Origin of the sequence: Acinetobacter sp. YH16032, assembly GCF_013417345.1 — a bacterium.
Classification (GTDB): domain Bacteria; phylum Pseudomonadota; class Gammaproteobacteria; order Pseudomonadales; family Moraxellaceae; genus Acinetobacter.
This window is the reverse complement of the sequence record NZ_VPEE01000097.1, coordinates 1-2,907: the sequence shown is the minus strand read 5'-3', so window position 1 is coordinate 2,907 and position 2,907 is coordinate 1. Positions and strand designations below refer to the sequence as shown.

Genomic DNA, 2,907 nt, shown 5'->3' with positions numbered 1-2,907 from the left:
GTACAAGTTCAACCTGCGCAGTAATTTGAGATTGGAGAAATAAAATGAGTTATCAAAAATTAACCCGTGATCAAATTGCTGAACGTGTTGCACAAGATATTCCTGATGGTGCTTATGTCAACCTTGGGATTGGTTTACCAACTAAAATCTCGAGCTATTTACCTTCTGACAAAGATGTCTTTTTACATTCTGAAAATGGTTTATTGGCCTTTGGTCCACCCCCTGCGGAAGAAGACCGTGACCCTGAGTTAATTAACGCGGGTAAAGAGTTTGTAACCCTGCTAGAAGGCGGAGCTTTCTTCCATCATGGTGATTCATTTGCCATGATGCGTGGTGGTCATTTAGACATCGCAGTCTTGGGTGCTTTCCAAGTCGCTGAAAATGGTGATCTTGCAAACTGGCATACCGGTGCACCTGATGCCATCCCTGCTGTGGGTGGTGCAATGGACTTAGCCGTGGGTGCGAAAAAAGTCTTTATTACCACCGATCATGTCACTAAAAAAGGCGAACCTAAAATCGTTGCTGAGCTGACTTATCCTGCGACAGGCTTAAAGTGTGTAGATCGTATCTATACTGACCTTTGTGTGATTGATGTAACACCTGAAGGCATGAAAGTGATTGAGAAAGTTGAAGGCTTATCTTTTGAAGAACTTCAATCGATGACGGGTGCCAAACTCATTGATGCGACTCAAGGCTAATTTATCAATCCTCCCTAAATCCCTCCTTTATTAAAGGAGGGATTTAGGGAGGGATTCAAAGATTTAGGACATAAATAAATGAAAAACGCATACATCATTGATGCCATCCGTACGCCTTTTGGTCGTTATGCCGGTGGTTTGGCGCCTGTCCGTGCGGATGACTTAGGTGCAGTGCCATTAAAAGCGTTAATGGAACGTAACCCTTCTGTGGATTGGAATGTCGTCGATGACGTTTTATTTGGCTGTGCCAACCAAGCCGGTGAAGATAATCGTAACGTCGGTCGTATGTCGGCGCTTTTAGCAGGTATTCCTTATACAGTACCTGCAACCACAGTCAACCGTTTATGTGGTTCATCACTCGATACCGTAGCAATGGCCGCGCGTGCCATTAAAGCAGGCGAAGCTGACGTGATTGTGGCAGGTGGTGTTGAATCTATGTCACGTGCTCCATTTGTGATGGGTAAATCTGAGAGTGCATTTGGTCGTAGTCAAAAGATTGAAGACACCACCATGGGCTGGCGTTTTATCAACCCGAAGCTTAAAGAAATGTATGGTGTTGAAACCATGCCGCAAACGGCTGAAAACGTGGCTGAACAGTTCAATATTAGCCGTGCTGATCAAGACCAATTTGCTTTAACCAGCCAACAACGTACGGCTGCTGCACAAGCACGCGGTTTCTTTGATCAAGAAATCGTGCCTGTGACTATTCCACAGCGTAAAGGTGATGCAGTTGTGGTGGCAAAAGATGAACATCCTCGTGCATCAACCACTTTAGAAGCGTTAACCAAGTTAAAACCTGTTGTAAAAGCAGACGGTACAGTAACCGCAGGTAATGCATCAGGCATTAACGATGGTGCTGCTGCGATTCTGATTGCTTCTGATGCAGCTGTAGAAAAATATGGTTTAAAACCTCGTGCCAAAGTGATTGGTGCAACCACTGTTGGGGTTGAACCTCGCATTATGGGCTTTGGTCCTGCACCTGCGATTAAAAAGTTACTGGCTCAAACAGGTTTAACACTAGAGCAAATGGATGTGATTGAGCTGAACGAAGCGTTTGCAGCACAAGCATTGGCATGTACACGTGACCTAGGTTTAGCCGACGATGATGCGCGTGTAAACCCAAATGGTGGTGCAATTGCACTGGGTCATCCATTGGGTGCATCAGGTGCGCGTTTGGTGACGACTGCACTGAATCAACTTGAAGCAACTGGTGGCAAATATGCATTGTGCTCTATGTGTATCGGTGTGGGTCAAGGCATCGCTTTAATTATCGAACGTGTTTAACTATTAAAAACCCCCTCCCTTTTCTCAAGGGAGGTCGGGAGGGATTCTATGCCTACTTTTTCTTCAAATGATGCGCAAATCAATTATCAAACTTTTGGTGATTCAAGCAAACCTGCTCTTGTTTTCTCTAACTCTTTAGGGACAAATTTCAGCATGTGGCAATCACAAATTGAGTTTTTTAAAGCTTCTCATTATGTGATTTGTTATGACACACGTGGTCATGGTGCATCGGACGCGCCTCAAGGTCCATATACCATTGATCAACTTGGTCAAGATGTGGTGAATTTACTCGACCATTTAAATGTTGAAAAAGCTGCATTCTGTGGTATTTCGATGGGTGGTTTGACAGGCCAATGGTTAGCGATCAATCATCCTCAACGCTTTAGTCATGTGATTGTGTGTAATACCGCCGCTAAAATTGGCAATGAAAATGCTTGGAATGATCGTGCCGTATTGGTTCGTGAACAAGGTTTAGCACCGATTGCATCAACGGCTGCAGGTCGTTGGTTTACAGATCCCTTTATCCAAAGCAACCCAGCAGTGATTGAAAAACTTTCAAACGACTTAGGAGCTGGCAGCCCTGAAGGTTATGCAAGCTGCTGTGAAGCTTTGGCTAAGGCGGATGTGCGTGAACAACTCAAACAGATTTCGATTCCTGTATTGATTATTGCAGGTCAACAAGACCCTGTGACCACTGTGGTAGATGGTCAGTTTATGCAAGCCGCGATTGCGGGTAGTCAACTTGTTGAGATTAATGCTTCGCACATTTCGAATGTTGAACAACCACAGGCGTTTAACCAAGCTGTGGCTGAATTTATTCAGGCTTAAGTTCAGAACAACTTAAACCTGAACTCAGGAAACATCACTTGTCACGGGTGACTCATCTTGACGCTTTGCCAGATTGCTCCACCAGTCTGGCTTTTTT

The 2,907-nt window shown here is 44.6% G+C and carries 3 protein-coding genes; all 3 read left to right on the top strand.

Going from position 1 to position 2,907, the window contains the following annotated elements:
* The first annotated feature begins 44 nt into the window (after nucleotides 1-44).
* The 3 genes from FTV32_RS16350 (at nucleotide 45) to pcaD (ending at nucleotide 2,810) form a co-directional block, all read left to right on the top strand.
* Nucleotides 45-698 (top strand): 3-oxoacid CoA-transferase subunit B, encoded by a 654-nt coding sequence (locus FTV32_RS16350; protein WP_180029110.1) that lies wholly within the window; start codon nucleotides 45-47, stop codon nucleotides 696-698.
* A gap of 78 nt (nucleotides 699-776) precedes the next feature.
* On the top strand, nucleotides 777-1,982 hold the full coding sequence (pcaF, locus tag FTV32_RS16345) for a 3-oxoadipyl-CoA thiolase (protein ID WP_180029109.1): 1,206 nt from the start codon (nucleotides 777-779) through the stop codon (nucleotides 1,980-1,982).
* Nucleotides 1,983-2,030: 48 nt separating this feature from the next.
* Entirely contained in the window at nucleotides 2,031-2,810 is a 780-nt protein-coding gene (gene pcaD, locus FTV32_RS16340) for a 3-oxoadipate enol-lactonase (RefSeq protein WP_180029108.1), read from the top strand.
* The last annotated feature ends 97 nt before the right edge of the window (nucleotides 2,811-2,907 follow it).

Bases quoted from the DNA above. Each gene is read 5' to 3' on its own strand.
- FTV32_RS16350 (WP_180029110.1), top strand. From the start codon at position 45: ATGAGTTATCAAAAATTAACCCGTGATCAAATTGCTGAACGTGTTGCA.
- pcaF (WP_180029109.1), top strand. From the start codon at position 777: ATGAAAAACGCATACATCATTGATGCCATCCGTACGCCTTTTGGTCGT.
- pcaD (WP_180029108.1), top strand. From the start codon at position 2,031: ATGCCTACTTTTTCTTCAAATGATGCGCAAATCAATTATCAAACTTTT.